Origin of the sequence: Nostoc foliaceum FACHB-393 (genome assembly GCF_014698505.1) — a bacterium.
Lineage (GTDB): Bacteria > Cyanobacteriota > Cyanobacteriia > Cyanobacteriales > Nostocaceae > Nostoc > Nostoc foliaceum_A.
This window is the reverse complement of record NZ_JACJTD010000034.1, coordinates 1-24,509: the sequence shown is the minus strand read 5'-3', so window position 1 is coordinate 24,509 and position 24,509 is coordinate 1. Positions and strand designations below refer to the sequence as shown.

Here is a 24,509-nt window from a genome sequence, read left to right as displayed (position 1 = left end):
TTTCCGAAATAAATTGCCAATACGTTATAGATAAAAAGAAAGATTATTCTATTTAAATTTGACTTTGTTATAGCTAGTGTCTTTTCTAACCAGAGGCACATACAAATTTAACTAAACTTGCTCAGAGATTTATTTTGCTGCCTCTGGGTTTACTTTAGATAGTAGGAACTACAGTCGCTTCTTTCTAATGGAATAACTAACGTTTATTCCTTAGGGTATACAAGAATAATTACACTTAGTTAAGTATTTTATTTGTGGAAAATACCACAAATTTAGATATGCACAACGAGAAAAAACTACTGTTTTGTTAAAAAACTTGCATATATTTGATAGTTGAAGTCTGAATTTTACACTCAAATCTCTGCTTTTAATCAAATCAATTGAGTAATCATTAAATTGGTTTTTCCATGATGAAATTTATCAGTTTTTGCCCTCTTCGTTCTACCTCTTGCTGTTTAATCACAATAAAATTATGTCTTTCAAAAAAAGGTTTAGCTGTAATACTGGCTTCTGTAAATAACTTTTCAATTCCTAAAGCCTTTGCTTTTGATTCAAGCTGTTCTAAAATTCTCTTACCGATCCCTTTTCTTTGAAAATTTTTATGACAGTAAAAACGGTCAATATGACCATTAGCCTCTAATTCCCCAAAACCAATAATTTTACCTTGCTCTTCTGCTACATAAGTAAACTTACTTCCTAAACTTTTAATCCAAACGTCAATATCCATCTTTGCTGGTGCCCAAGCATCTACTTGTTCTTGTGTGTAATCGTGAATATTCACCTCATGAATAGTGTCGTAGAACAATTTCATAATTTCTTCGGTATCAGCTATTTCGTATATTCGTAATTTCATCAGGAAGGTAATTAATGATAAATATGGCGGTTCCCATTCAGATGCGGTACAACATTACATCACGAGGTGTAGGGGCACGGCACTGCCGTGCCCCTACGGGTGTACCTCACGTAAACGAGAACCGCTATAACTCTATTAAAAATATTATCAGCGCTGCCGGGACTACTTCAACTTCCGAGTACAGTCCTTTGCGCGTTAGATAGCAGAATTCAGGAGTCAGGAGCTAGAATTTAGAATTCAGAAGGAAAAAAGGCTTATTATCTGGCTTGTAGACCCATATTGTGATCAATAATTCAAAACTCCCGACTCGTGACTAGACAGCAAAGGGAAAAGTCTCTGGTGCTTCTTCCATATCCGAGTAGGCAGTGCGGTCTAGAGGTTGCACGCCTTTTGTATCATCTATGTGGATCACCGCACCAAACTGGTCTGGAAGACGAGCATAAAAGTAGTGACTGATGCGCTCAGTTTCTGGTTGGTAAATGACACCGATCGCTCTTTCCAATTGTGCTTCTCTGAGTCCTGTAATTGCTGGATTATTATCCTTTAGTAAGAGCAAAAATTGGGGTACTCCAGTCTGATGGAATAGGGCTTCATAGCTTCCTGGTAAGGCAGGACGAACTAGCTTGAGTTCGGCAGTTCCTCCCCAATTAGAAGCAGCGGTAACTGTACCTGTATAAGTAGTAAAGCCAATCAGCACCGCATCATCACCATAGCGATCGCGCACTAATTGACCCACATTTACTTCACCCATTACCTCCATATCAGTTGCCCGTGCATCTCCTAGATGGGAGTTGTGCTCCCAGACAACTACTTTGCTTGGTTTACCCTGTTGTTCAAAATGAGCAACTAGCTGATCTAACATTTCTGCCATGTGGCGATCGCGAATATTCCAGGAAGATACCCGACCCTGAAACATTGAGCGGTAGTAAGCCTCGGCATTCTTCACCAACCGAGCGTTTTGCAGGGCATAGAATAATTCATCCGCTGCTCCCTCTCCGTCTTTTTGAATGTACTCGGCAGCCCGACGTTGCAGTTCCTCTAGTACATTAACCACCTCTTCTTCACAGGATTTTGTCAGTCCAAAGCTGGTAGCATAGCCATAAGTCTGGGCATCTTCACCCAAATGCTCAAAGCATGAGTAACGATAACGGGCACGTTGGGCGGTTTCGGGATCAACTTGATCCAGATATTCGAGAACTACTTCTATGGAGGCATACATGCTGTAAAGGTCTAGCCCATAAAAGCCAACTTTGACTGCATTTTCTGGGATAGCATCATTATATTCACGTAGCCAGTTCAGAAAATTTAGCATATCTGTGTTGCGCCACATCCAAGTGGGGAAACGTTGGAAACCGGAAAGTGCTTCCGCAGGGGTGGGATCTTCACTTGCGTCCTGCACATAGCGATTCACGCGATAGGCATCCGGCCAGTCTGCTTCAACTGCTACGGCTGTAAAACCCTTCTCTTGAATTAGTCGCTTGGTAATCTCAGCCCTTTGCTTATAAAACTCATGCGTCCCGTGGGTAGCTTCGCCAATTAAGACGATACGGGCATCGCCAATTAAGTTCATCAATGGGTCGTAGTCTGCGGCTGCACCTGTCAGTCGGTATGCAGACTCACGTACCACATCGACTAGATTAGTTATCGTTGCGTCTACCATAGTTCGAAAGTAGTGACTAGATCATTAGTAATTCGTAGTATCACTACGCAGAAGCAAGCTAAAACAATTGAATTACGAATTATGTTGACAGGTTCTTGATTCCAGATCATCACATGAGCGAAGGTTGATCCGGTTTTGTACCTATTCGATAAATTTTTAGCCTGCTAAGGGATTACCAAGAAATAAATTATCCAATCTTGTGAGGTGGGCATCTTGTCCACCCTTGGTTATGGGCGGGCAAAACGCTCACCCCACAAGCACAATTGTTTTTTGTAAGTCCCTAAATTCAGCTTAAAAATCTCACATACCTCTTCCATCTGGCTAATGGTGCATGATGCCTGATCCATCGATATCTCTATGGGAGGAGCAATACAAGAGGTCAAGTCGCTTCTCTACGAGACGCTGCGCGAACGCTCCAATTAAAAATGTAAAATTAAAAATTGCAAGACGCTCGCGGACTCGCTTGCCGCCGGCGCTATCAGTGTTGGCTCTGAACCCACCACTGATTAGACTTCTTGCATAAGTCGGGAAAAGGGAAAGGGGAAAAGGTTCTGTACCCAAAATTAATTAATTAATTAAAAATTATTCTTCTTCACTAATTTTTAACTTTTAATTTTTAATTAAAAAAGGTCAAAGCTTTGTGCCCTTACCAATAACCGTGTGAAGGTCAATAATCAACATCGACATATTTGCTTAGTTGTGGATTTTCCTCAGATTCAACATATACACAATTTATATAGTACAAATATACTATTTTGCTGCTAAAATGCCTTAAAAGTCAGCTAGTCTTGCTTGAGGTAGTATGAAAAAAATCCAAGACACGGACAAAAAGCCCATTTTGCTGTTAAAGCCTACATCTGTAACTACTGCGATAGTGCCACTGCAACCCCAAGATAAAAAAATCGTTAGTGAACAGGAGCGCTTGATTGCACAAATCGAACGCGTTAATCGGATGGCAGGAGAGTTAGAAGCAGCGATATTAGAGTTGAAGGCGATCGCTAACACACTGAATGCTCAAAAACGTTACCCAGTTCTAAAATGCAAAAATATTTGTCAGTATTTCGCAGTTAGTGTCCCTTGGGTAAAACGAAAGCCTGACGAATCATTTATTCTGACAACGCGAAGAGTTGATTTATTCCGAGCCGAAAGGGAAGCTGCACTGCTAGCACAGCAACTTCGTCAGCAAACCAAAAAAAAATTAGCATCGCAGCGACACAGAAAAAACAAGAGTGGGGCTGAGGCTGACACAAAAGGCTTATTCAAAAAGGTATTAGTCAACAAATCTTAAAATTATCAACATTCAACGGCAGATCACCCCTCAGGTTGTAAAAGTTATGCTGATTGAAGTGGCAGAAGGAAAGGAACTTCTTCCTCAAAATTGCCATTGCTAATTGCAACCATAGTTGGTGGCAATTAGGCAAAACTGCCCTAATATTTGCACCAGAGTGCAACATCAGGGACAATCAATCAGCGCACAGAAGAGGTAAAAGAAGGTGTTAAAGACACTTTTAGTGATTGCCGTTGGTTTTTTACCGTCCCTGATTTCTCTGTGGGTAATCCGCAAAACCCAGGCGCGGTCACGCTTACGGATGAGGCAAGCAGCTAGGAATTTTCCGGCGGTGCAGGTACGGCAAAACCTTAGACCTGTTGAGAGCGATCGCTATTATTTAGAAGGGGTGGGTTACCTAATTGGCGACATCAGCTGCAAATTTAATGCCCGATCTGGCTACATGCGTTGTGCTGTCAATCCCGAAGGCCCTTGTAATGGTTGTCGTCACTACGAACCTAAGGGATTAGCTGATGAAAAAAGGGCTTAAGAGTCCTTACTTAGTACTCAACTGAACTGGCAAAGCAACTTCATAGCACATTCCCAAATAGAACCGGGGAATGATAAAATCATCGCTATTTATAATAATTTGTATTTACAAACACTTTGAATATTTGTCTTTGCATGTTCAAATAAGAATGATTTAATATAATTCGTGCAAAAGTGGAAATCTGCGTAATTTTGTTTGCAGATTATGACCTTTACTATTAGCTTTTGCCGAATATCTAATAACTACATGATTATCTAACGATGAACAACGCGATCGCTCGGACAACAGCATTCTTATCAACTTGCGCTTTGCTACTAACAGGCTGTGGTGGAGGAACTAACACTGTAACTAGTTCTCCAAATAATAGCCCAAATACTACCACAAATAACACTGCAACCGACACCGCAGCGACAACGGGTACATTGTCGGGTGCTATTCCCATCGGTATTGCCGTTGCCCAAACTAGTAATGTAGCATTACTGGGACAAGAACAAGTTGCTGGAGCCAAACTTGCCGAGAAGTATTTCAATAGTAAAGGTGGTGTTAATGGCACACCAATTAAATTGGTGTTTCAAGATACTAGCGGTGATGAAGCTGGAGCAATTAACGCTTTTCAAACTTTAATTAATAAAGATAAAGTTATTGGGATAGTGGGGCCAACTTTGTCACAGCAAGCTTTTAGTGCTGACCCTATTGCCGAACGGGCAAAAGTACCAATTCTTGGGCCATCGAATACTGCTAAAAACATTCCCGAAATTGGTGATTACGTTGCCCGTGTTTCCGCACCAGTTTCCATTGTCGCACCTTATTCGGTGAAAGCTGCACTTAAGCAAAACTCCCAAATTAAAAAAGTCGCAGTTTTCTATGCTCAAAATGATGCATTTAGCAAGTCAGAAACGGAAATATTTCAACAAACAGTTAAGGATCAAGGGCTGGAATTGGTAACAGTGCAAAAGTTCCAAACCAGTGATACAGATTTTCAAAGCCAAGCTACTAATGCCATTAATCTCAAACCAGATTTGATCATTATTTCTGGATTAGCTGCTGATGGTGGTAATTTAATCCGGCAATTGCGAGAACTGGGTTATAAAGGCTTAATTGTCGGTGGTAATGGTCTAAATACATCAAATATATTGACAGTTTGTAATGCACTTTGTGATGGCGTATTGATTGCTCAAGCTTACAGTCCACAGCATCCAGGTGAAATTAACACGGCATTTCGTAAAGCCTATACTGACGAATACAAGAAAGAACCACCTCAATTTAGCGCCCAAGCTTTTGCAGCCGTGCAAGTTTATGTCGAAGCACTCCAAGCTTTAGATAAAAAGAGCAAAGTTAACAAATTGCAGCTACCAGAATTGCGGACGCAATTAAACAAACAAATACTTGCCGGAACATACAATACACCACTAGGTGAAATTGGTTTTACTCCCATAGGTGAAGTTGTTCAAAAAGATTTTTATGTAGCCCAAATCAAGATGCCAAAAGATGGAAGCCAAGGTAAATTTACATTTATAAAATAGTTGCTAAATGAATATCAATCTATTTTTGCAGCAATTATTAAATGGGTTATCCATAGGCAGCGTTTATGCAATTTTTGCCTTAGGATATACCTTAGTTTATTCCATTTTGGGCATCATTAATTTAGCTCATGGTGCAATTTTTACCATGGGTGCATATTTCACTTATGCACTCATGGGCGGTAACTTTGGATTTAACGGCTTGCTGGCTAATGCAGCCCTACCGATAAAATTACCTTTTGCTATAGCCTTGATTTTAGGAAGTAGCTTGGCGGGATTGGTAGGGGTAGTGATGGAACGCGTTGCTTTTCAACCTTTGCGCCGTCAAGGATCTGACCCTTTGCTAACTGTTGTTTCCAGCTTGGGAGTAGCAGTAGTAATTGTGAACTTAATCCAGTATTTAGTAGGCGCAGAAAGTTACACATACCCCGCAAATACTTACGGAAATTTGCCACCTGCGTTTAATTTTGGTAGTCCAGAAAACCCAATTCCTATTCGCAGTGTCCAGGTGGTAATTTTTGGTGTATCAGTTGTGATTGTGGCAATTCTTACCTATTTTATAAATCGGACTAAATATGGTAAGGCAATGCAAGCGATCGCAGAAGATCCAACTACAGCTAGTTTGTTAGGAATTAATAGCGATCGCTTTATCATCCTAACATTTTTCATCAGCAGTTTCTTAGCAGGATTAGCAGGAACTTTAGTCGCCTCTAGTGTTAGTATTGCAGGGCCATATTTCGGCATTGCTTTTGGGTTACGGGGTTTAGCAGTAATTGTCTTAGGTGGTTTAGGTAGTATTCCTGGTGCGGTGGTGGGAGGTTTAGTAATTGGATTAGTGGAGGCGTTTGTCCCTGCTGAATTCTCTGGTTATAAAGACGCAGTAGCCTTTGGAATTTTGTTTATGATGCTATTAGTTAGACCCCAAGGTTTGCTAGGACGAAGATTTATCCAGAAAGTTTGAAGATACGTAGTGCCATGAAAACATATACCAAACAACAATTAACTTTTGAGCAATTTTTAGAACAGTGTCCAGAGGAAGGTTTATATGAACTTGTGGATGGAGAAATTGCACAAGTGCGTGCTACGAGAAATCATGATGTTAATCAAAATGTTTTAAAATGGCTGACTTTTTCGCTACTTACGGTTCTCTAATTGTCTCTATGGTATTGGGGGCGCTACTAGGGTTATCGCTCTACTTACCGCTAATGACAGGACAATTGTCTTTAGCTAGTCCGGGATTTTATGCTTTAGGCGGGTATATTGCAGCAATTTTATCCACAAAAGTTTTGACATCTAGCAGTGGTTTATTTCCCATTCCATTGTTGTTATTGGAGATGTTAATTGCTGGTATAATTTCTGGTTTATTGGGTATAATAGTCGGAATTCCTGCGTTGAGGTTGCGAGGAATTTATTTAGCGATCGCTACTATCGCTTTTGTGGAAGTTCTACGCGTCATCTCCCTCAATCTAGATATCACAGGCGGTGCTGTCGGTATTTTTGGCATTCCTCAACCTTTCCAAACACAAATTGAATATTTATGGATTGCTCTCCCCTTACTATTAATTAGTATGGTGCTGCTTTATCGTTTAGAACGCATCCGCGTAGGAAGGGCTTTTATTGCTATCCGCGAAGATGAATTAGCTGCGGGTGCAATGGGAATTGATCCCACTTATTACAAAGTTTTAGCATTTACATTAGGGGCTATGCTTGCAGGAGTTGTAGGTGCAATTAGCGCCCACTTCCTTAATACCTGGAATGCTCGCCAAGGTACTTTTGATGCCAGTATTATATATTTAACTTTTGTCTTGATTGGTGGTTCGAGAAGTTTTTTAGGGCCGGTAATTGGAGGTATGGTATTTACAGCCTTACCAGAAATTCTGCGAAGTCTCGCTGATACTGGTGGTTTACCTAATTGGTTAGCACAATTTTTGCGAGATGGTAGATTAATTATTTTTGGCTTACTAATAGTAATAGGTACAATCTTTTTCCCCCAAGGGCTAATTACTCCAGATATTTTTCAAAGACGTAAAAGCCAAAAAAGAACTATTCATAAATAATATGCAAAAATGTCATACAGTATTTCAGAAGCTAACAGCAGTATTGTCTTAGAAGCAAGAGCATTGACTCGCCGTTTTGGTGGTCTAGTGGCGGTAAACAATGTATCTTTTAGTGTAAATAAACATGAGATTTTTGGACTTATTGGCCCTAATGGTGCTGGCAAAACAACACTGTTTAATTTAATTACCGCTTTTATTCCCCCTTCTAGCGGTAAATTAATTTATCAAGGTGCAGAAGTTTCTCAACTGCGTCCCCATCAAATTGCTGCTTTAGGTATCGCCCGTACCTTCCAAAATATCCGCTTGTTCGGGGAATTATCGGCGTTAGAAAATGTGATAATTGCTCGGCATTTGCACACTAAAAGTAATATGATTACAGGAGTTTTGGGCTTACCACCAGCGCCTAGTGAAGAACTTAAAACTAAACAGAAAGCTTTAGATTTATTGGATATGATTGGCTTGAGCGATCGCGCTGACGAAAAAGCCAAAAACTTTGCCTATGGTGATCAGCGTCGGCTGGAAATTGCCCGTGCTTTAGCCTTAAAACCGCAAATCTTACTTCTCGACGAACCTGCGGCGGGGATGAACCCCAACGAAAAGCAGCAACTCAGTGAATTTATCCGTAGCCTGCGCGATCGCTTCAATTTGACGATCATCCTCATTGAACACCATGTACCCTTAGTTATGGGTTTGTGCGATCGCATTGCGGTGTTAGATTTTGGTCAATTGATTGCTTTGGGTGAACCAGCAGTTGTCAGAAATGATCCGGCTGTAATTGAAGCTTATTTGGGAAATGATTGAATTTATGTAGACAAAATTTGCACAAATTCGTCTAAAGAACTCACAGCGATCGCGCTATCCATTAAATTTTCTAATTGTTCCACACTTTCGCCCTCAAGCCTTGCTTCTACCTCTTGAGGAATTTCACCAAAGCGTCGTCGCAATACTCGGATTAACTGCTGTCGCGCACCCTGTTGAACACCTTGCTGAAGACCTAGCTGAATACCTCTTTGCTCAATTTCTTGATACCAAGGCGATTCTCGCAATACTGCCATATCCCACCTCATGATTTGTTGAACTAAAGGCGTGTCTAACACAAAGCTAGCAAAAAATGCCAGCAATGATTCTAATTGATTTAACTGTGCATCTGTTCGTAGCGCCTGCAATGCGCGTTGCACAACTGATACCTCTCCCCCTCCTCGCAGAATTGGCACAAAGGGTAACAACGATGGTAGTGGTTGCTGAAACACTATCTCAGCATCGATTTCCCACAAATTAATCACGCGATAATCTTGAATGGCACGTAATCCCAAAAATTCCTGCTCGTAACTACTGACAATCGTTAAGGTGGATGGGGGCGGTAAAATGTTGATCAGTACTGGGTAAGTTGGCAATCGGTAACGTTCTTGTGCCAAGGCAGCATAGGCTCTCATCCGTAGAGGCATATGTGTTGTATAACGCAGTTGTAGTTCATTTAGTACTAGAAAATCTCCGTGAGTGGCACTGTACGCCTTGACTAATACATCTGTTTCGCGGCTAATCCACTGAAACTCAGAACCGAGAATTTCTTTCGCCACAACTTCAGGACGTTGTGTTACCCACTGTACCCATGCATCGGGAGCTAAATTAATTAGTCGCTTGCTACCAATATCTGCTGCTTTTGCCACAGGACGCTTGATATCTTTATCAGTAATTAATGGTATACCACAAAGATTGCATTATTCTGGCGTTGGTTTTTAAGTTGAAGCAATCTCTACGATGGGGTACGCCTACACACTGTTTTAAGAAATGTATGATTGATGTATGTTAGGTTTTGAATCAACATTTCTGGATGTAAACCGCCAATGAATGCCGATAGTAGACCAAACTATACAATTTTAGAAGTTCAAGAACTTGATGTTAATTATGGCGGCATCCAAGCTCTGAAAAAGATTAATTTAATTATTCAAAAAGGCGAGGTAGTTACTCTAATTGGTGCTAATGGTGCTGGTAAAACTACTACACTCCGCGCCATATCTAAAGTAGTTAATCCTAAGAGTGGTGTAATTATCTATAATGGACATAATATTACCCGCCGCCAAACTCACGAAGTTGTACAACTTGGTCTCGCCCACTGTCCTGAAGGACGCAGAGTATTAGCGCGGCAAACAGTATTTGATAATTTACTTTTGGGTGCTTATATTCGCTCCAATCAAGCCGAGGTAAAAGCAGATATTCAGCGCCAATTTGAGTTATTTCCCCGTTTGTCACAAAGACGCAATCAACTAGCAGGAACCCTCAGTGGCGGTGAACAGCAAATGTTAGCGATCGCTCGCGCTGTCATGAGTAAACCACAACTCTTACTTTTAGACGAGCCTAGTTTAGGTTTAGCACCTGCGATCGTCCGGGAAATCTTCTCAATTATTGAAAATCTTCGTGATACAGGCGTAACTATTTTGTTAGTTGAACAAAACGCTAATCTTGCACTACAAATTGCTGATCGCGGTTATGTTTTGGAAGCTGGTTCTATAACTTTAACAGGCGCAGCATCAGAATTAATTAGTGATGAACGAGTTAAAAAAGCTTATTTGGGGTGATTAATTAATTGACATGTATCCCTCTGAAAACTTGGGAGGTACAAGCACAATTACAAATGCGATCATTTAGTTTCAGACTTCACAACTATCCATTGCGTCACTGGTGCCATTGCTCGCCAGCCCAAAAATTTACCAATAGGTTCCGCCCGCTGGATTGCAACACGAGTCAAATCGCCACCGACTCGTTCATGCCATTGAAATAAAGTTTGCTCGCCTTGTACCGTCACAACATTTGCCACCAAACGTCCACCCGGCCGCAATGCTTCCCAGCAAATATCAAAAATTCCTGTTGCTGTCACCCCACCACCAATAAAAATAGCATCTGGTGCAGGCAAGTCTTTCAGGGCATAGGGCGCTTTACCTTCAATGATTTGCAGATTTGGAGTACCGAGAGTGGCGGCATTATCGGCAATGTAAAGCAGTCTAGATGAGTTTTGTTCGATCGCGATCGCTCGACACCGAGCATGGCTTCGCATCCATTCAATAGAAATTGAACCACAACCCGCACCAACATCCCATAACAACGCTCCCGGCGTGGGTGCCAAAGCTGCTAGGGTAATTGCCCTAACCTCACGTTTAGTTAACTGTCCATCATGGTGATAGGCGTTATCTGGTAGTCCTGGTAATCTTGGTAATGGGACAACCCCAGCATCAGCAATACAATAAACTGCGATCGCATTCAAAGCAGCAATTTCAGTTTCACTCCAAGATGCAGCCGTACCTTCCACAATTCTTTCATGAGTGCCGCCCATACGCTCCAATACGGTGATTTTGCTGCTACCATAGCCGCGATTTGTCAAAATTTCGGCAACAATGGCGGGTGTGTCCTTCCCTTCACTCAAAATCAATAGTCGCGCTTTTGGATAGATGTAAGACTGGAGTAGAGAGGATGGACGACCATTCAAACTCAAGGTTTCCACCTCAGTTAAAGACCATCCCATCCTGGCACAGGCGAGGCTGAAAGCTGAAGGTGCGGGAATAATTGTCATTTCAGAGACGGGAATTCGCCGCATCAAGGTGACACCAATGCCATAACACATGGGATCACCGCTTGCGAGTACACAAATTGACTGACCGCGACGCTGGATGATTTCTTCTACAGAAGTGCTTATAGGGGATGTCCAGACTAGTTTTTCACGTTGATCATCTGTAGGGAGCATTGCTAAATGGCGATCGCCTCCCACAATTACTTTAGCTTGAGTGATTAGGGAAAGAGCGATCGCGCTTAACCCCTGTAATCCATCTTCCCCAATGCCGACGATAGAAAGCCATTTCTCTGTCATGCTAATTCATGATTAAATTAATAATTACTATTTCATAACTAAGATTTGACGCTAATTGGATCAGAATATTGCTGCTTCAGCCTTCACGCTTTAGCCGATGCAGTTATCAGTTAGCAGTGAATACTAATACTTTGTCGAGCTAGTTTTGAGAGTTCGTAGTAAGGACTAAATTCCTTACTACGAACTTGCTTACTTGATAACTGATATTGGTGTGGTGTTTCGCCAAGAGATGAAATCAATCACTGCTCACTGTTAAACTAGTGCTGCTGTTGCTTTCATCGCAAAAATCTTCTCAATAACATCTTCTACTACCTTATCTGGCGTAGAAGCACCAGAAGTAATTCCCACGACAATTTCTCCATCTGGTAACCAGTTTTCTGTAGTTATTAACTGCCCATTTAGTTGCCGATGTTCTATGGAATCTCCTGATTTAATCCGTTCAACAGTATCAATATGATAAGAAGGAATTCCCCGCTCAAAAGCAATTTGTTGCAACTGAGTAGTATTGGATGAATTAAACCCACCAATTACTACCATGAAATCTAAATTATGTTCCACTAACTCCAACATGGCATCTTGCCGTTCTTGAGTGGCATCACAAATAGTATTGAAGCTTTGGAAATGCTGATTTAACTCGGTGGGGCCATACTTTTGTAACATAATCCGCTCAAAAAGCTTGCCGATTTGCTCAGTTTCGCCTTTAAGCATCGTAGTTTGGTTGGCAATGCCAACTCGTTCTAAATCTTGATCGGGATCAAATCCTGCTGAACAAGCTTTAGCAAATTTTGTCAGAAATTCTTCACGGTTTCCACCATTGATAATATAGTCAGCAACATATTGTGCTTCTTGTAAATTCAACACAATCAAATACTTGCCAGCAAAGGAACTAGTCGCAACTGTTTCTTCGTGCTTATATTTACCGTGAATTATTGATGTATAGTCGATTTTTTTGTGCTTTTCTACTGTATTCCAAACTTTAGATACCCAAGGACAAGTTGTATCAACAATTTTGCAGCCTTTATCGTGAAGTATCTGCATTTCTTGAACGCTAGCCCCAAAAGCAGGTAATATCACTACATCACCAGTTCCCACAACAGAAAAGTCTTTATTCTTTCCTTCAATGGGGATGAATTCTACTTCCATTTCCTGCATTCGCTGATTTACAGAAGGGTTGTGGATAATCTCGTTAGTAATCCAGATGTGTTCTGTAGGGAAGTGCTGACGGGTTTCATAGGCCATTGCCACAGCTCGTTCTACACCCCAGCAAAAGCCAAAGGCTTGTGCTAGTCGGATTGTCACATCACCTCGTTGTAAGGTGTAATTGCGATCGCGAATTTCCTGAATCAAGTTACTCTGATACTCAGATTGCAACTGGGTCGCAACTTCAGCTTGATGACCAAAGCCTTTGCGATTGTAATTTTCTGAATGTTGCAGGCTGCGTTTAAAAGCTTTTGTATCCATTAGATTTGTCTATTTAAACCACTATTTCTTATTTTCTCGCGCCAAGACGAGATTTATACAGACTTGTATTCAAAGATATTACCAGAGAGGGTAAAAGGATTTAATGCCTTTTACCCTTTAAACTTTTCCCTTTTTCCCTCTTTTTCTTGCTGGGGTTTTAATTCGATCTCGCTATAAATCTGCAATGCAGAACGCCAAACTATATAGCCTTCAGGGCTTAAATGTAAGCCATCAGTAGTAAATTCGCGGCGGAGATTTCCTTGCTTGTTGGTAAACAAGGGATATAAATCGAGATATTTGACTCCTTTTCTGGTACAAAGGCTTTGCAGTTGCTGATTCAACTTGCTAATGCGACTATTGGCAACAGCTAGAAGTTTATCTCGTCCTTTCCAGGTTGCTTCTTCTGCCCCATGTGGCAAAATCGATTGGACAATAATTTGCGCTGTAGGATGCGTCTTTCGTAGGTAATTGATAATTTGCCGCTGATTATCTAAAATTACCCCATCACTCATCCCTCGAATCAGGTCATTAATGCCAATCATCACAAAAATGACCTCTGGCTGGGTGCGGTCAAATATCTTCAATCTTTTCAAGAGTCCATTGCTGGTTTCGCCAGAAATTCCTTGATTGAGCCAATTTTTACCTTCAGGTAATAACTCAGGGGGAAACCACAAACTCAGAGAATCTCCCGCCAGGATGGTTAAATTGGGAGGACGTTGGTCAGCAGCGACCTTGGCTTCTTGCTTGAGGATGTCCACCCACTCTTGGTAAGTGAGTTGGTGACGGCGACCTAAATCAGGTGTAGTAATTTGCGGTGAGTTGTTCAGGCTGATTAGTTCTGGGGATGTTATTATCCCAAAAAAAGCGGCCAATCTCTGCTGTTGCCAAATTAGCAGGATGACCGCCAACATTAGGATGCCGTTGGTTAACAGCGAGAAAAATGCCCAGATAGGAAAGGTTTTTGCAGATGTAGACACGACTAGCGGAATTTACCAATTATTTGAATCAAATTTTAACGCTAGCGATCGCAAATCAGCCCAATTTTGGATTTTGTATTGAAAGAAAAATCCCAACTCCTAACTCAGTCCTCTTTACGAAGTGGGACGATCGCCAAACTCAGAATTGTAACCTTCTTCGCCGTGTTCGTTGATATCCAAACCTTGCAATTCTGCTTCCTCTTTGACTCGTAGCCCGACTGTAGCATCGATAACCTTGAGAATAATCCACGTACCAACACCTGCGATCGCATAGGCAATGGCAATTGCTACTAGTTCAACTCCCAACTCACCAAAATTACCACGCAGTAATCCGTCTTTACCTCCTCCGTTGACTTGAGTTGTGGCAAAGACTGCCGTTAAAATGGCCCCGACTGTACCACCAACGCCATGTACGGGATAGGTATCTAAAGCATCGTCAATTTGCGTCTTATGCTTGAAACTCACAGCATAGAAGCAAACAAAGGCAGTAATAAAACCAATTAAAATCGCTGATAGCGGTGTGACAAATCCGGCGGCGGGAGTGATACCTACCAAACCAGCAACTGCTCCGGTAGCTGCTCCTACGGCGGTTGGTTTACCTCGTAATACCCCTTCCAAAATTAGCCACATTAATGCACCCGCCGCCGCCGCTGTATTGGTGGCGACAAAGGCTGTTGTTGCCACATTTGTGACTAAGTTACCAGAAGTTCCACTAGCAACGGATAGGGCACTGCCAGCGTTGAAACCGAACCAGCCAAACCACAGCAAGCCAGCACCCAGCAAAATAAACGGAACATTGTGTGGTGGGCTAAGGCGGTCAGGGTGGGTTCTTCGAGGCCCAAGGACGATCGCTGCTACCAGGGCTGAAACGCCAGAACTAATGTGAACTACTGTACCACCTGCAAAGTCGAGGGCACCCAATCCACCAGCCAAACCCAAGAATCCGCCTTTAGCCCATACCATGTGTGCCAGGGGGGCGTAAATAAAGGTCGACCACAGTAGCACAAACAGACAATAAGCGCGGAAACTCATCCGTTCTGCGATCGCTCCAGAAATTAAGGCTGGGGTGATAATGGCAAACATGGCTTGGTAGATCATGAATGTCTGGTGGGGAATTGTCGCCGCATAAGACACAATTTCTACCGGATTTGACCCTCTAAGATAATCGGTTGTTTCTAGCCCGACACCATTCAAACCGAGCCATTGCAATCCACCGATGAATGGCAACCCTGGCGCAAAGGAAAGACTATAGCCCCAGAGAATCCAGCTAACTCCCACGATCGCCATTAACACAAAGCTCATCATCAATGTGTTTAGGATATTGCGCGATCGCACAAATCCACCATAGAAGAACGCTAATCCTGGTGTCATTAACAGCACAAGTGCTGCTGAAATCAGCATAAACGCCGTATCTCCTGTATCAGCAGCAGGCGCAGCAGATGGTGTTTGGGCAAAAGCATTGCCCATTAACGGGCCTCCCAAAAACAGTAGGCTGATAGCCCCGATCATCACAACTTTCTTCAACACTTGTTTGTTCTTCCTAAGCACCAATGATTTGTATACTTAACTACATTTGATTACTTTTAGTTACACATTTTTGTCTTGAAAGTTACTTAACCTAAAATTTCTGAAAATGTTAACAAAAATATAATCCTGATTGTAGTTGCCAAGATTGGAATAAGGGTGTGCATATGCAATCATTGCATCTTTTTTTTGAAAAAAAGCATTTTATTCAAGCGCTACAAAATTCAAAATTTTTAGTTACTTACTGTTACAAACCAAGAGAATTCTGAAAATTGACAAGTATTGGAAATTATCGCCAGTATTCTCTGAGAATTTCTACAAATATGTCAGGAGTTATCTTGATATCTTCCGCATAAACGCGTAGATATCCACATAGCTGCTTCTCAGAGCTTAGTTGCTAAAAAACTTTGCCATTTTCTGTGAAGTTATTATCTGTTTAAAAGGGAATAATATAAAAGTTATTTGCCGAAAATAATATAGAAATTTTACTCAAGCCCTGGGTGCAAACATAATAATTAAAACACTCACTAAAGCTAAACAAGCTCCGATTAAGTCGTAGCGATTTGGAGTTACCCCGTCTACCTTCCACCCCCAAAGCATTGCTATTACGATAAACACGCCGCCGTAAGCAGCATAAACTCTGCCAAAATTTGCCGATTGGAGAGTTGCAATAATTCCATAGAACGCTAAAGCGATTCCCCCCAATATTCCCCACCAAAACGGCTTACCTTCGCGCAAGCACAACCAGACTAAGTAGCCGCCCCCGATTTCAAATAAACCAGCCCACAAAAAATACAGTAGGGACTTAATCATTTGACAGATTTTTTAATAAGGTCGAACTCAGTGAAATTACGCTAACGCTTTTAACTAAACTATTGTCATTAATTAAAGTAAGTTTGTTGAACTGGGCATTGGGCATTAGGCATTAGGCATTGGGCATTAGGCATTGGGCATTGGTTATTTATTTTCTTTCCCACTGCCCTTTTGCCCCTCTCTCTGCTTCTTCCCCAATCCCCAAAATGTAGATAAGGCTTAAGGATGAAAGCACCATTACCTGATAACGAAGCACAGAGAATCGAGAGGCTTTTGGAGTATAAAATTCTCGATACGCCATCTGAAGCCGCCTTTGACGACCTCACCCGTTTAGCCTCGTATATTTGTCAGACTCCTATTGCCTTAATTAGCTTAATTGATACAAATCGCCAGTGGTTCAAATCAAAAGTCGGAATGGAAGCCCTAGAAACACATCGAGATTTTGCATTCTGCGCCCATGCTATTCTCCAGCCTGATGTTCTTGTTGTGCCTGATGCAACAGATGACGAAAGGTTCGCCACAAACCCACTGGTAACATCTGACCCAAATATTCGGTTTTATGCTGGTGTACCTCTGATTAATCCTGAGGGATATGCACTAGGAACCTTATGTGTAATTGACTACGTACCACGAGAACTTACTCCAGATCAGATAGAGGCATTACGAACCTTAGGCCGTCATGTCATCAAGCAACTAGAATTGCGCCGAAATTTAGCAAGTTTGGTACTTGTGACCAAGAAAGGCAAACAGGCACAGAGAGTACGCAAGCAATTTTTCAAAAAGATTGCAGTAGGTTTTGGTTTAGCGTCGGCAATTTTAGTTTTGATTGGTGTGGTTTCTTATCAAAATACTAGAGTAACTACTAATAATCGCAGTATAGTCAAAAATATTTATAAAAAAATCACCAGTTTAGAAAAACTACTGTCTCACCTCAAAGATGCTGAGATAAAACAAAATGGTTACATCCTCACTGGAAAACAAATTTATCTCAAACCTTATCAAGTAGCACTTATTAACGTCGATCAAGAAATTGCCAAGCTGAAGATTTTAGCAGCAGATCGACCTAACCAACGACAGCAGATAACAACCCTTGAATCTCTGATAACGGCTAAATTTACTGAACTCAAACAGATTATCGACTTGCGTCAGAACAAGGGATTAGAGACGGCGTTGCAAGTACTACAGAGAAATGATGAACAAAATCTCATGGATGATATCCGTAAGGTGATCAATGAGATAGAAAACGAGGAAAGGGGACAACTCCAGCAGCAGTCACAAGCAAAAAAAGCCATGAGTCGCAATACAATTTTGACACTTGCGATCGCCATCTGCCTAAGTTTTATCGTTCTTGCTGTAGTCTACTACTTCATCTATCGTGAGGTGATTGAGCGCAAGAGGACAGAAGAAACCTTAAATCAGGAACGCAACTTTATCTCAGCAGTCCTGGATACAGCCAGCGCTTTAGTAATAGTTGCTGACTCCCAGGGGCAAATTGTTCGCTTCAATCAAGCTTGTGAGCAAACAACAGGTTACTCCTTCGATGAGGTGAGGGGTAGATATTTCTGGAACTTGTTCTTACTTCCTGAAGAGGTGGAGTCAGTCAAAGCAGTTTTTGAGCAATTGCTAACTGGTAGAAACTTTTTACAACACGAAAACTATTGGGTAATGAAGGATGGCAGTCGGCGACTGATTGCTTGGTCGAATACCTTCTTAAAAGACTATGAGGGATCAGTAGAATACATTGTTGGCACTGGCATTGATATCACCGATGTCTCCAACGAGCTTCGCTTACGCAAACGCGCCCAAAAGCATCTGACTGTACAATATGCTGCAACCCGCGTTTTAGCGGAGTCCGCCACGACTGGCGAAGCTACTCGCAAAATGCTGCAAGGGATCTGCGAGAGTTTGGAATGGGATTTGGGTGAAATTTGGATAGTAGATCAGCAAGCAAATGTGCTGCGTTTTCTCGATATGTGGCATAAGGCATCTCTTGATGTGCAAGAGTTTGAAGCACTGAAGCGGCAAACCACTTTTGCACCAGGAATTGGACTCCCTGGACGGGTTTGGGCGACTTCTGAACCTGTTTGGCTCGCTGACATCCTTAAAGATATTAATTTGCCTAACTTCAAAATTGCTGCTGAAGTAGGACTACACGCAGCTTTTGGTTTTCCGATCCGCAGCGGACAAAAAATCCTTGGTGTGATTACCTGCTTTAACCGTGAGATCCAACCGCCTGACCAAGATTTGATCAAAACGATGAATTCGATTGGTGAGCAAGTGGGGCAATTTATCCAGCGTAAACAGGCTGAAGAAGAAATACAACGCCAAAACTTGCGATCGCAATTATTTACCGAAATCACCCTCAAAATTCGCCAGTCTTTGCAAATCGAAGAAATTCTCCAAATCACCGTCGAGGAGGTACAAAAGATTCTCAAGACTGACCGAGTTTTAATCTATCAGCTTTTACCAGATGAGCCTGCAACCACCGTGATTGAAGCAGTAGTTTCTGGCTTACCAGCAATCAAAGAGCAAAGCATTACTCATCCCTACTTCCAAGCGGAATATCTACAACAACACTATTTACAGCAGTACCGTCAAGGACAGATTTTAGGGCTGGCTAATTTGGATCTGCTAGAAGTTGAACAAAACCATCTGCAATTAATGCAACAGTTTGGGGTCAAAGTCAATTTGGTTGTGCCTATTCTTGTCAAAGAAGAAGTTCGTGGTTTGCTCATAGTTCATCAATGCGATGATTCCCACCACTGGTCTAGCTTTGAAACTCATCTTTTGCGGCAAATAGCCGACCAAGTAGGTATTGCCTTAGCCCAAGCCCAACTATTAGAAGCAGAAACTCGTCAGCGACAAGAACTTGAAATTGCCCGTCGCCAAGCTGAATTAGCTTCTCAGACTAAAAGTGCCTTTTTGGCAAATATCAGTCATGAAATTCGCACTCCGATGAACGCTGTATTAGGAATGACCAGTTTGGTGTTAGATACTTCCTTAGACCCAGAACAGCGAGAATTTATTGAAATAATTCGTAGTAGTGGAGACGCTCTTTTAAGTTTAATCAACGAGATTTTGGATCTTTCTAAACTTGAGGCTGGAGAGATGGCTCTCGAAACTCTAGATTTTGATTTATCCACTTGTGTGGAAGAAGTGGTGGAATTATTAGCTCCCTCAGCCCATAACAAGGGATTAGAAATTGCCACACTGATTGAGCACAACGTTCCCACCCACGTCAAAGGAGATGCTGGTAGGCTGCGGCAAATTCTCATGAACTTAATCAGCAATGCTATCAAGTTCACTAGCGCTGGCGAAGTATTTGTGCAAGCCGAATTACGTTCGCTTTCCTCTACTACAGCCACCATCCATTTTGCCATTACAGATACAGGTCTTGGCATTAGCCCTGAAGACCAACGCAAACTCTTTATGCCATTTACCCAAGTAGATGCTTCGACCACTCGTAAGTATGGTGGTACCGGTTTGGGATTAGCCATCTGTAAACAACTAGTAACCTTGATGGGAGGAATAATTGGGGTAGAAAGTCAGATGGGGAAAGGATCTAAGTTTTGGTTTGAGGTGCTTTTTACGAAGCAAATTGAGCCTGTTTTGCCAAAATACGAACGCGGACTTTTGAACAATCGCCGCTTGTTATTGGTGGATAACAACGCTACTAATTACAAAATTATCTCCCATCAAGCTACTCATTGGGGAATGCAGGTAGATCAAGCTGACAGTATCACTGCTGCCTTCAAAGTTATTCAGAAAGCTTATGAGCAGGGGAAATCCTATGATGTCGCCTTGGTTGATCTAAAAAATGGCATGACAATAGGAGAACAAATTAAAGCCAATTCTATAATTGCTGACATACCTTTGATTATGCTCACCTCTACTAATCAACGGGATGAAGTACAGCAGGCGCTCAAAATGGGATTTGCTGCTTATTTGGTTAAACCCATTAAGCCATCACGACTCCTAGATGCCATTATGACTATTTTAGAAACTCAGTCTGAATCAGAACCAGGGGCTAAAGACTGGAAGCTAGAGGCTACTGAAGAAATCCAGAGTATAGAAACTTCAAACATTCTTATTTCTTCCCCTAACCCCGCTAATAAATCCAAGTTAAGAATTCTGTTAGCTGAAGATAATTTGGTAAATCAGAAAGTAGCCCTGAGGCAACTCCAGAGTTTGGGCTATAAAGCCGATGTTGTTGCTAATGGAAAGGAAGTTTTGCAGTTATTAGAAAAAATTCCTTACGATTTGATTCTAATGGATTGTCAAATGCCAATTCTCGATGGTTTGGAAACCACAAAAGAAATTCATCGTTGGCAAGAGGACACTTTTGCTCTACGTCGTCGTCCTGTGGTGATTGCGATGACGGCTAATGCGATGAAAGAAGACGAAGAAATGTGTCTCAATGCTGGAATGGACGACTATCTGAGTAAGCCAGTATTTAAAGAAAAATTGGCTGCGACTCTAGAGCATTGGACAGGCGTGATCCTCTCGCAAGAAGAGGCAGTTGTGTATGAACAGACATTTTCCACCACAAAAAAAGGTACAGTTGAACTTGCAATTGATTGGGAACACTTGCATCGGATATCGGGAAATGACAGAGAATTTGAATTAAATCTATTGCAAGTATGCGTTGAAGATATTAAACCCCGATTAGAAATAATTAAAGCAGCGATCGCGGCTCATGACTTTGGGCAAATTGTGCGAGAAGCTCATCACCTTAAAGGCGCTAGTGCCAACATTGGAGCCACAGCTATGTACTTAGCAGCTGACAAATTAGAACAATTAGCTTACCATCAAGAGCTTAGAGATGCTAGTAAGTTAATTTTAGAGTTAAAAGAATTTGTCAACTGCATTCAAGACTTTTTAGCTTTGTAGTCTCGCCAATAACTACCTTCAGTAAGCTTTCACCGTAGTTTTACTTTTCGCCATAAGCTAACTTAGCTTCTCATCTTCTTAGCTAATTCGTTTAACCCGCCTTCCTTAACACAAGTTGCACCGAGGCTTTCAGTGTAAGCACCGTGGTCTTTGTAATATTGTATCTTAATTAACATTACGTTGTTGTCACTCCATTTACCTTTAATTTCGCTAATCTTTAATGTTTTAGGATTAAGAAAATTGTTCAAGTTGCCGCTTAGTTTTCCCCACCAGTAAGAGGCCCCAATCATTCGGGTATTAGTAAACTTAACGCCAGACATTTTAACGACTGAATTAGTCTTGGTGTTGAAAGAACATGCAGTATTAGTCTTGTTGTCCAGTGCGATAATCAAATTTTTATTGCTCTCGAAGAATGACAAATCGTCATCTGGGCTGCTAGCTACAGCAGTTAAGGGCAATAAAAATACCAAAATATTAAAAGTGCAAATAGTTTTTTCATTAGTTTTGTTTTGATGTTTTGAATAGTTTACTATCTCAGTCGGCAATAAATCCTCAGTATATTTATTTACTTAAATTCCAGTATCTGGGCTTGAATATTTCTAGCTCCAGTCAGGCAAGCTTGTACTAACACTCCTGAACTTGATGTTTGTGGCTTTGTATTAGTGCCGCGAATTCATTAAGCGTCATGCCTAAATAAGGTGAGCGAATACTTTGAGTAACATTATTAAAGAAGGTCTGTTTATTAAGGCACTTAGATTTCATTGTTGATGTCTTAATAGATTTTTGAAAAAATGAAAGTTGGCGATTTCCCCAAATAAAAACTTTCCAGAAGTCGCCTGATCACTGAATGTCTTATCACTGAGGGTAATAATTGATGCAAGCTCCAGTAGATTTTGCCGACATCACAGCAGAAACTCCAACGCTCTTAAGCGTGACCGCCGAATACCAAGTTATTCAGACGCAGTTGAACCAGGCTCAAACCTCTGAGCAACGAAAGATCGTGATAGAGCAGTGGGATGCCTTGCGACGCAGACTCAGTACGTGGAGGGAACTCACACAACTGCACTTTCACCAAGATACGCAAAACCCAGAGTACAAAACTGCCTTGGACTATTGCAGTGAACTTTCGCCATCTCTGACCGCCCTTGAAGTAGACCTAAAACGGCAACTGATCCAAAGCCCCGATCGCGCCGAGTTAGAACAAAGTTTTGGAAGACAAGCCTTTTTGCTGTGGGAAGCAGACATCACGACTTTTGAAAAAGCGATCGCGGCAAATTTAGTCGAAGAATCCAAACTCACCAATGAGTACACCGAACTGATCGCCTTGGCAAAGTTAGAGTTCCAGGGTGAGCAGGTGAATTTATCGGGTTTGCAACCCTATCTGCAAAGTAAAAATCGAGACATTCGCCACCAAGCAGAACAGTGTCGCTGGCAGTTTTTTGAGCAGAATCAAGACCGCTTCGATCAACTGTTTGATCGGTTGGTGAAACTGCGCGATCGCATGGCAAAAAAATTGGGCTATGAGAATTACATTGCGCTAGGATATCGCCGAATGCGGCGGGTGGATTACGATCAAACCGATGTCGAGCGCTATCGAGATCAAGTGGTTCAAGAGGTCGTTCCCTTAGCGATCAAGCTAATTCGGCAACAGGCTCAACGGCTCAACCTAGACACCGTTTATTTCTGGGATGAGTCCGTCTTTGATGCAGAAGGCAGTCCGGCTCCAATTGGCGATCATGACTGGATGTTGGAACGGGCACAAAAAATGTTTGATGCCATGAATCCATCGCTAGGTGGTTTTTTCAGCATGATGGTTGAGCAGCATTTACTGGATTTGCAAAACCGTCCGGGAAAAGCAGGAGGCGGATTCTGTACAAGCTTTGCAACCTATGACATGCCCTACGTGTTCGCAAATTTCAATGGGACAAAAAACGATGTGCAGGTGTTCGTTCACGAGATCGGTCACGCCTTCCAAATGTGGCGAAGTCGCCATTTGCCAGTTTTCGATTACCTGTGGCCCACCCTAGAATCATGTGAAATTCACTCCATGAGCTTAGAGTTTCTCACCAGATCGCAGATGGAAAAGTTTTTCGGCGATCAAGCCGAGCGATTTCGTCGGCAGCATCTAGCTTGGTCGATTCTGTTTCTGCCTTATGGCGTGGCAGTGGATCATTTTCAGCATTTGGTCTATGCCAACCCAGAAGCAACCCCCCAAGAACGACATCAAATGTGGCAACAGATGGAAGCTCGTTATCTGCCTTGGCGGCAATATGGAGATTTGAACTACCTCAACAAAGGCGGACTCTGGCAAGACAAACAGCATATCTACTGTTCGCCGTTTTACTACATAGATTACACCTTGGCGGGGTGTTGCGCGTTGCAGTTTTGGATCAAAGCAGAAGAAGATTATTCGCAGGCGCTAGCGGATTATATTGCGTTATGCGATCGCGGTGGTTCTGCGTCCTTTCGAGAATTAGTGCGATCGGCAAATCTCATTTCTCCGTTTGAACCTGGCGCACTTACTAAAGTCGTTGAAAAAGTGCGTCAAACTTTGAAGGTTGGCTGATTGAGCAAAGCTGATGAAAGCTATCAGAAACTTAGGGTTGAATTTCGCGTAGCCGCCGCTCCAGAAAGCGGCGTTCGCTGTCATTAAAAATTAGATAGATCACCGTCAGCACTGCGTCTACCCGCACAGACAGATCGGTTGTGTCCGGCACTTTATAGGGAATACCTGCATCCCGAATCTTGCGCTTGGCACGCACAAAGCGTTGCGCTATCGTTGCCGTGGGTACGAGAAACGCCCGCGCAATTTCATCCGTCTCAAGTTCGCCTAGCATCCCCAGCGTCAAAGCAACCTGTGCCTCGATCGCCAGTGCTGGGTGGCAGCAAGTAAAGATCAGCCGGAGCCGAACGTCTTGTTATTTGCTCTTTACTTCAACCCGCAGAGTTTGTTGACATCCTCACTGTAGCTTTAGCCACGGTGATTCCAAAGATCACTCTTTGGGTTTCCTCTTTCCACGACTCGGCTTACATTGAGGAGTTTCCCCACCAATGCAGAGGTCGATGTCTCCAGAGGCG

At 42.2% G+C, this 24,509-nt stretch carries 21 protein-coding genes; 11 read left to right on the top strand and 10 right to left on the bottom strand.

Going from position 1 to position 24,509, the window contains the following annotated elements:
- Window positions 1-391: 391 nt before the first annotated feature.
- The gene (locus tag H6G92_RS24140; protein ID WP_190896527.1) at window positions 392-853 is read right to left on the bottom strand and encodes a GNAT family N-acetyltransferase; all 462 of its coding nucleotides are present in this window, start codon (window positions 851-853) and stop codon (window positions 392-394) included.
- 14 nt (window positions 854-867) lie between these two features.
- Here H6G92_RS24140 and H6G92_RS24135 point away from each other — a divergent pair, with 14 nt between their 5' ends.
- Window positions 868-1,056, top strand: coding sequence for a hypothetical protein (locus H6G92_RS24135; RefSeq protein ID WP_190896525.1), 189 nt, complete (start codon window positions 868-870; stop codon window positions 1,054-1,056).
- Window positions 1,057-1,166: 110 nt separating this feature from the next.
- Here H6G92_RS24135 and H6G92_RS24130 read toward each other — a convergent pair whose 3' ends face one another.
- A complete protein-coding gene (locus tag H6G92_RS24130) occupies window positions 1,167-2,513 on the bottom strand; it encodes an erythromycin esterase family protein (RefSeq protein WP_190896523.1) in 1,347 nt (448 codons plus the stop codon).
- A gap of 802 nt (window positions 2,514-3,315) precedes the next feature.
- Here H6G92_RS24130 and H6G92_RS24125 point away from each other — a divergent pair.
- The 7 genes from H6G92_RS24125 to H6G92_RS24095 all read left to right on the top strand — a co-directional run bounded on the left by H6G92_RS24125 (window position 3,316) and on the right by H6G92_RS24095 (window position 8,708).
- Window positions 3,316-3,801: a hypothetical protein gene (locus H6G92_RS24125; RefSeq protein ID WP_190896522.1), complete on the top strand. Its 486-nt coding sequence runs from the start codon at window positions 3,316-3,318 to the stop codon at window positions 3,799-3,801.
- A 205-nt stretch (window positions 3,802-4,006) separates the two neighbouring features.
- Window positions 4,007-4,330, top strand: coding sequence for a DUF6464 family protein (locus H6G92_RS24120; protein WP_190896519.1), 324 nt, complete (start codon window positions 4,007-4,009; stop codon window positions 4,328-4,330).
- A 260-nt stretch (window positions 4,331-4,590) separates the two neighbouring features.
- On the top strand, window positions 4,591-5,853 hold the full coding sequence (locus H6G92_RS24115) for an ABC transporter substrate-binding protein (RefSeq protein WP_190896517.1): 1,263 nt from the start codon (window positions 4,591-4,593) through the stop codon (window positions 5,851-5,853).
- A 7-nt stretch (window positions 5,854-5,860) separates the two neighbouring features.
- A complete protein-coding gene (locus H6G92_RS24110) occupies window positions 5,861-6,811 on the top strand; it encodes a branched-chain amino acid ABC transporter permease (RefSeq protein ID WP_190896515.1) in 951 nt (316 codons plus the stop codon).
- A 14-nt stretch (window positions 6,812-6,825) separates the two neighbouring features.
- A complete protein-coding gene (locus H6G92_RS24105) occupies window positions 6,826-7,002 on the top strand; it encodes a hypothetical protein (RefSeq protein ID WP_390625492.1) in 177 nt (58 codons plus the stop codon).
- Entirely contained in the window at window positions 6,969-7,907 is a 939-nt protein-coding gene (locus H6G92_RS24100) for a branched-chain amino acid ABC transporter permease (protein WP_190896513.1), read from the top strand. Before H6G92_RS24105 ends, H6G92_RS24100 begins: the two co-directional genes overlap by 34 nt.
- Before the next feature lie 9 nt (window positions 7,908-7,916).
- A complete protein-coding gene (locus tag H6G92_RS24095; RefSeq protein WP_190896511.1) occupies window positions 7,917-8,708 on the top strand; it encodes an ABC transporter ATP-binding protein in 792 nt (263 codons plus the stop codon).
- A gap of 2 nt (window positions 8,709-8,710) precedes the next feature.
- Here the strand turns inward: H6G92_RS24095 and H6G92_RS24090 are convergent, their stop codons facing one another.
- The gene (locus tag H6G92_RS24090) at window positions 8,711-9,574 is read right to left on the bottom strand and encodes a DUF4351 domain-containing protein (protein WP_190896509.1); all 864 of its coding nucleotides are present in this window, start codon (window positions 9,572-9,574) and stop codon (window positions 8,711-8,713) included.
- A 177-nt stretch (window positions 9,575-9,751) separates the two neighbouring features.
- Here H6G92_RS24090 and H6G92_RS24085 point away from each other — a divergent pair, with 177 nt between their 5' ends.
- Window positions 9,752-10,483 carry an ABC transporter ATP-binding protein gene (locus H6G92_RS24085; RefSeq protein WP_190896507.1) on the top strand — a complete coding sequence of 244 codons (732 nt, stop codon included), beginning with the start codon at window positions 9,752-9,754 and terminating at the stop codon, window positions 10,481-10,483.
- 62 nt (window positions 10,484-10,545) lie between these two features.
- On the opposite strand, the gene cbiE is transcribed toward H6G92_RS24085, so the two are convergent.
- The 5 genes from cbiE to H6G92_RS24060 form a co-directional block, all read right to left on the bottom strand.
- Window positions 10,546-11,766 (bottom strand): precorrin-6y C5,15-methyltransferase (decarboxylating) subunit CbiE, encoded by a 1,221-nt coding sequence (gene cbiE, locus H6G92_RS24080; protein ID WP_190896505.1) that lies wholly within the window; start codon window positions 11,764-11,766, stop codon window positions 10,546-10,548.
- A 252-nt stretch (window positions 11,767-12,018) separates the two neighbouring features.
- Entirely contained in the window at window positions 12,019-13,227 is a 1,209-nt protein-coding gene (locus H6G92_RS24075) for a 4-hydroxy-3-methylbut-2-enyl diphosphate reductase (protein WP_190896503.1), read from the bottom strand.
- 110 nt (window positions 13,228-13,337) lie between these two features.
- Window positions 13,338-14,204 carry an SGNH/GDSL hydrolase family protein gene (locus H6G92_RS24070; protein ID WP_190896501.1) on the bottom strand — a complete coding sequence of 289 codons (867 nt, stop codon included), beginning with the start codon at window positions 14,202-14,204 and terminating at the stop codon, window positions 13,338-13,340.
- A gap of 114 nt (window positions 14,205-14,318) precedes the next feature.
- A complete protein-coding gene (locus H6G92_RS24065; RefSeq protein WP_199344952.1) occupies window positions 14,319-15,671 on the bottom strand; it encodes an ammonium transporter in 1,353 nt (450 codons plus the stop codon).
- 546 nt (window positions 15,672-16,217) lie between these two features.
- The gene (locus H6G92_RS24060; protein ID WP_190896497.1) at window positions 16,218-16,541 is read right to left on the bottom strand and encodes a YnfA family protein; all 324 of its coding nucleotides are present in this window, start codon (window positions 16,539-16,541) and stop codon (window positions 16,218-16,220) included.
- Window positions 16,542-16,766: 225 nt separating this feature from the next.
- Here H6G92_RS24060 and H6G92_RS24055 point away from each other — a divergent pair, with 225 nt between their 5' ends.
- On the top strand, window positions 16,767-21,431 hold the full coding sequence (locus tag H6G92_RS24055; RefSeq protein WP_190896495.1) for a GAF domain-containing protein: 4,665 nt from the start codon (window positions 16,767-16,769) through the stop codon (window positions 21,429-21,431).
- Between the two features lie 62 nt (window positions 21,432-21,493).
- On the opposite strand, the gene H6G92_RS24050 is transcribed toward H6G92_RS24055, so the two are convergent.
- Window positions 21,494-21,976: a hypothetical protein gene (locus tag H6G92_RS24050; RefSeq protein WP_190896493.1), complete on the bottom strand. Its 483-nt coding sequence runs from the start codon at window positions 21,974-21,976 to the stop codon at window positions 21,494-21,496.
- A 329-nt stretch (window positions 21,977-22,305) separates the two neighbouring features.
- Between H6G92_RS24050 and H6G92_RS24045 the strand changes: the two genes are divergently transcribed.
- Window positions 22,306-23,997 carry a M3 family oligoendopeptidase gene (locus tag H6G92_RS24045; protein WP_190896491.1) on the top strand — a complete coding sequence of 564 codons (1,692 nt, stop codon included), beginning with the start codon at window positions 22,306-22,308 and terminating at the stop codon, window positions 23,995-23,997.
- Between the two features lie 31 nt (window positions 23,998-24,028).
- Here the strand turns inward: H6G92_RS24045 and H6G92_RS41225 are convergent, their stop codons facing one another.
- Complete coding sequence (locus H6G92_RS41225; RefSeq protein ID WP_390666756.1) at window positions 24,029-24,328, bottom strand: hypothetical protein; 300 nt, start codon at window positions 24,326-24,328, stop codon at window positions 24,029-24,031.
- Window positions 24,329-24,509 lie beyond the last annotated feature (181 nt).